The organism is Dietzia sp. UBA5065, from assembly GCA_002415925.1.
GTDB lineage: Bacteria > Actinomycetota > Actinomycetes > Mycobacteriales > Mycobacteriaceae > Dietzia.
Genome location: DIAZ01000179.1, coordinates 1 through 4,791 on the forward strand (window position 1 = coordinate 1; position 4,791 = coordinate 4,791).

The 4,791-nt window shown below is 74.6% G+C and carries 5 protein-coding genes; 2 read left to right on the top strand and 3 right to left on the bottom strand.

Going from position 1 to position 4,791, the window contains the following annotated elements:
* Both B4M60_RS14790 and B4M60_RS14795 read left to right on the top strand, forming a co-directional pair.
* Positions 1–1,772, top strand: a 1,772-nt coding sequence (locus B4M60_RS14790) for a phosphoenolpyruvate carboxylase (RefSeq protein WP_291085754.1), incomplete at its 5' end; no start/stop codon positions are given.
* A gap of 45 nt (positions 1,773–1,817) precedes the next feature.
* The gene (locus tag B4M60_RS14795) at positions 1,818–2,795 is read left to right on the top strand and encodes a magnesium transporter (RefSeq protein ID WP_291085756.1); all 978 of its coding nucleotides are present in this window, start codon (positions 1,818–1,820) and stop codon (positions 2,793–2,795) included.
* Positions 2,796–2,812: 17 nt separating this feature from the next.
* Here B4M60_RS14795 and B4M60_RS14800 read toward each other — a convergent pair whose 3' ends face one another.
* The 3 genes from B4M60_RS14800 to B4M60_RS14810 all read right to left on the bottom strand — a co-directional run.
* Positions 2,813–3,994 (bottom strand): MFS transporter, encoded by a 1,182-nt coding sequence (locus B4M60_RS14800; protein ID WP_291085759.1) that lies wholly within the window; start codon positions 3,992–3,994, stop codon positions 2,813–2,815.
* Between the two features lie 24 nt (positions 3,995–4,018).
* Positions 4,019–4,633: a LysE family translocator gene (locus B4M60_RS14805; protein WP_291085763.1), complete on the bottom strand. Its 615-nt coding sequence runs from the start codon at positions 4,631–4,633 to the stop codon at positions 4,019–4,021.
* Positions 4,630–4,791: MGMT family protein (locus B4M60_RS14810; RefSeq protein ID WP_291085775.1), on the bottom strand; the 162-nt coding region annotated here is incomplete at its 5' end. The genes B4M60_RS14805 and B4M60_RS14810, both read right to left, overlap by 4 nt.

Sequence of the window (4,791 nt, forward strand, 5' to 3'; positions counted from 1 at the left end):
TCCGCCGTCGCCTCGCCGCGCGGGGGAGGTCCTCGTCGTCGTCGCCGTCCGCGGTGTCCCCCGCGTTCGGTCTGGACGACGACGAGCCGTACACCTGCCCGCAGGAGATGCTGGCCGACCTGGACGTCATCGACGCCGCGCTGGCCGCCGGCGGGTCCGGGCTGCTGCGCACGCCCCGCCTCCGGGATCTGAGGTGGGCGCTGCGCACGTTCGGGTTCCACCTGCAGGCGCTCGACATGCGGCAGAACTCGGAGACGCACGAGGAGGTGCTCACCGAGCTGTTCGCGCTGGCCGGCGTGAGCGGGGACTACTCGGCGCTGGACGAGGACGCCCGGGTGGAGCTGCTGCTGCGCGAGCTCTCCCACGACCGGCCGCTCCTGGGCCCGCGGGCGGAGCTGTCCGCGACGGCGGCGAGGGAACTCGGCGTGATGCGGGCGGCGGCCGCCGCCGTGGACCTGCTGGGTCCGGAGGTGGTGCCGCACTACATCGTCTCCATGTGCGGGTCGGTGTCGGACCTGCTGGAGCCGGCGGTGCTGCTGCGCGAGGTGGGGTTGTTCTCCGGAGACCCCGCCGAACCCCGGTCCGGCGTGCGGCTGATCCCCCTGTTGGAGACGATCGACGACCTCGCCGCCGGGCCGGGGATCCTCGACGCCGCGCTGGCGCTGCCGCAGTTCCGGGCGCTGACCCGCGCGCAGGGCGACGTGCTCGAGGTGATGCTCGGGTACTCCGATTCCAACAAGGACGGCGGGTACCTGGCCGCCAACTGGGCGCTCTACCAGGCGGAACGCGATCTCGTGGCGGCGGCCGACCGGGCCGGGGTGCACCTGCGCTACTTCCACGGGCGCGGCGGCGCGGTGGGCCGGGGCGGCGGCAACTCCTACGACGCGATCCTCGCCCAGCCGCCGGGCGCGGTGCAGGGCGCGCTGCGGATCACCGAGCAGGGTGAGGTGATCTCCGCCAAGTACTCCGAACCGCACCGCGCCCGTCGCAACCTCGAGGCGCTGGTGGCGGCCACCCTCGAGGCGTCGCTGCTCGACGTGGAGGGCCTCGGCGACCGCGCCGACGAGGCGTACGGGGTGATGGCCGAGCTCGCCCGGCTCGGCCGCGAGGCGTACGCGTCGCTCGTGCACCACGACGAGGGGTTCATCGAGTACTTCACCTCCTCGACCCCGCTCAGCGAGATCGGCGAGCTCAACATGGGTTCCCGCCCGGCCTCGCGCAAGCAGACCTCGACCGTCGACGACCTGCGGGCGATCCCGTGGGTGCTGTCGTGGTCGCAGTCCCGGGTCATGCTGCCGGGCTGGTTCGGGGTGGGCACCGCGCTGCGGAACTGGGTGGACCAGCGGGGGGAGGCGGGCTCCGGGGAGCGACTGGCGACGCTGCGCGGGCTCTACACCAACTGGCCGTTCCTGCGCACGACCCTGTCCAACATGGCCCAGGTGATGGCCAAGGCGGACATGGGACTGGCCGCCCGCTACGCGGGGCTCGTCCCGGACGCCGGGGTGGGCCGGCGGATCCACGGGATCATCTCGGACGAGTTCGACCTCACGCGCGAGATGCTGCTGGCCGTGACCGGTCACGAGACCCTGCTCGACGACAACCCGGCGCTGGCGCGGTCCGTGCGCAACCGCTTCCCGTATCTTGAACCCCTGAACGTCCTGCAGGTGGAGCTGCTGCGGCGCTACCGCGCGGGCGACGAGGACCCGGCCGTGCGGACCGGGATCCAGTTGACCATGAACGGTCTGGCGACGGCGCTGCGGAACTCGGGCTGACCCGGCGAGCGCGCCGCCTGCTCCCTTCGTCGAAGCGAGAACACCATGACCTCCCCGGACCCCGTGGGCGCGGACACGGCGCGGTGCGCGGCCGACCACGTCACCCGTCGTGTCCCCCTGGCGCATCCCGGAGATCCGGCCGCGCGCGTCCTCGACGCGCTGCGCGGAGGCCACTTCGACAGCGCGTCGACGATCGTCGTGGTGGACGGCGACCGGCTGGTCGGGCTGGCCCCGACCGAACGCGTCCTCGACGCCGACCCCGACACCCCCGTCGGGAGTCTGGTCGCACCGGGACTGCCCACCGTCGCGCCCTCGACCGACCAGGAGCAGGCGGCCTGGCAGGCGGTCCAACACGGCGTCCACACCATCGCCGTGGTCGACCGGGGCGAGTTCGTGGGCCTCATCCCCTCCGAGGCGCTGCTCGCGATCCTGTCGGCGGAGCACGACGAGGACATGGTCCGCCTCGGCGGGTTCCTCAACTCCAAGTCCACGGCGCAGACCACCACCCTGGAGCCCGTCCTGCGGCGGCTCTGGCACCGGTTGCCCTGGCTGATCGTGGGCCTGGCCGGCGCCCTGCTCGCGGCCATCGTGGTGGGGAGCTTCGAGGCGACCCTGGCCGACACCGTGCTCATCGCCTTCTTCGTCCCCGGGGTGGTGTACCTGGCGGACGCGATCGGCACGCAGACCGAGGCGCTGGTGATCCGCGGACTGGCCGTGGGCGTGGGCATCCGACGCGTCGCCGTCCGCGAGATCGTCACCGGCGTGCTCCTCGGGACGATCCTGGGCACGGTGGCGTTCCTGCTCGTGGGGGTCCTCTGGCAGGACTGGAGGGTCGCGCTGGCCGTCGGGGTGTCGCTGTTCGCCGCGTCGTCCATCGCCACCGCGGTCGCGCTGGTCCTGCCGTGGCTGATCGACCGGATGGGCAGGGACCCGGCCTTCGGCTCGGGACCGCTGGCCACGGTCCTGCAGGACCTGCTCACGGTGGCCATCTACCTGGCGACCGCGACGGTTCTCACGCGCTGACGAGCCCGGCGCCGCCGCTACCCCAGCCGGCGCTGCGTGAGCGGGACGAGCAGCGCGCACACCACCGCCAGCCCGGCGATCCACGGCACGGGCCCGCCGAGGCGGGACAGTTCGGCGAGCACGTACGGGGTCGCCATCCCGAGGTAGGCCAGGACGTAGAACACGGCGACGAGTCCGGCGTGGTCGCGTGGCCCGGACTGGACCTCGACCTCGACCAGGCCGGCCACGAGCAGCGTCGCGTAGCCGATGCCGAGCAGCACGGCGACGGGCAGCAGCCACAGCGCCCGGCCGGGCAGGCCGGGTGAGGCGGCCAACACGGCGCCGGCGGCCATCCCGAGCGAGGCGGCGGTCAGCCCCATGACCGGCGGCCGGGAGGGGGGCGACGAGTCGGCCAGGCGACGGACCGCGGGTTGGACCAGGACCCCGGCGCCGAGGGTCACGCCCACCATCACGCCCGCGTACAGGGTGGGTCGCCCGCCGGCGTCCCCGCCGAGCAGGTCCGCCAGCACCGCGAACGACATGCTGGCGCAGCCGAACACCAACGGGGCCCACGGCGCGACGCCCAGCAGGAACCTGCGGGTACCCGCGCTGGCCGGGATGAGCGGGGCCCGCTCGGGTCCGCCTCGCGGTTCGTACGGGTCCGCGGCGTTCCACGCGGCGAGCAGCGCGACCGTCCCGAGCACCAGGTGGGGCACGTACGGCGTGAGGGTGGGCGCGGGGGCGAACTCCCCCACCACGCCCGCGACCAGGCCGCCGAGGCCGAAGCCGCCGGTGAGCGCGATCGCGGCGCGGCGGGCGCCGGTGCCGGGCGGGGCGCCGGCGGAGAGTTCGCGCACCCACGCGCTGCCGGCACCGAACGCCGCGCCGGAGGCGAGCCCGGCGAGGAACCGGCCGAGGTAGAGCCACAGCGGATCGGCGGGCCCGAACAGCATGAGGACGGTCGCGGCCAGCGACAGCACCAGCACGGGGCGCATGAGGACGCGGCGACCGTGGCGGTCGGACCACCGGCCCGCCACCAGCAGCGCGGGCAGCAGCCCCACGATGTACACGCTGAACATGGCGGTGACGTCGGACTGCGCGAGTCCCTGCTCGGTGCGGTAGAGGAACAGCAGCGGCGCGAACTGGTTGGCGCCCCAGCCCACGGCGAACACCGCGAGGGCGGCGCGCACCCAGCCGCGGTGGTCGACGGGAGAAGCCATGGGGCAGAACCTAGTCCGCCACGCTCAGCCGAGCGCGGCGATCACGAACGCCACCCCCACCGCCACGAACAGCGCGCTCGCCAGCAGCCCGACCCACGGCTGCGCGCGCCCGAGACGCCGGTTGACGCTCGGGTGGGAGGCCGCCACGGCGACCCCGCAGAACCATGCCAGGGCCACCCCGACCATCGCCGAGACGAGCGCGAGCGAGGCGACGGCGGACACCTCCCCGCGCAGGAACGGGGTGAGGACCGCGCCGAAGAACACCATCGCCTTGGGGTTGGCGAGGTTGGTGGCCAGGCCGAGCGCCACATCCCCGCGCGGAAGCGGACCCGCCGGGCGGGCGGCGGCGCGGGACCGTCGCCACCCGCGCAGCCCGAGCACGCCCAGGGTCGCGAGCAGGAGCCCGCCGGCCACCTGGAGGCCGGTCATGAGCCCGGGGTAGGCGCGGACCAGGGTGGCGAGGCCGGCGAACGCGGCCACCAACCACACCGAGATCCCCGAGACCACCCCGAGCGCCGTCGCGACCCCGTGGCGCCGGCCGGCGAGCGCACGGTCGAGGACGACGACGAGGTCGGGCCCCGGCGAGATCACCGCGATCGCCCAGACGCCGAACAGGGCGGCGACCTGCCCCGCCGTCACCCCGCCGATTCCATCGCGAGGAGGCGCCGCTTGGCCTCGAGCCCGCCGCGGTATCCGCCGAGCCCGCCGTCCGAGCGCAGGATCCGGTGGCACGGCCACACCAGCGGGAGCGGGTTGGTCGCGCACGCCGTGCCCACGGCGCGGACCGCGCCGGGCCG

Bases quoted from the DNA above. Each gene is read 5' to 3' on its own strand.
- B4M60_RS14795 (WP_291085756.1), top strand. From the start codon at position 1,818: ATGACCTCCCCGGACCCCGTGGGCGCGGACACGGCGCGGTGCGCGGCC.
- B4M60_RS14800 (WP_291085759.1), bottom strand. From the start codon at position 3,994: ATGGCTTCTCCCGTCGACCACCGCGGCTGGGTGCGCGCCGCCCTCGCG.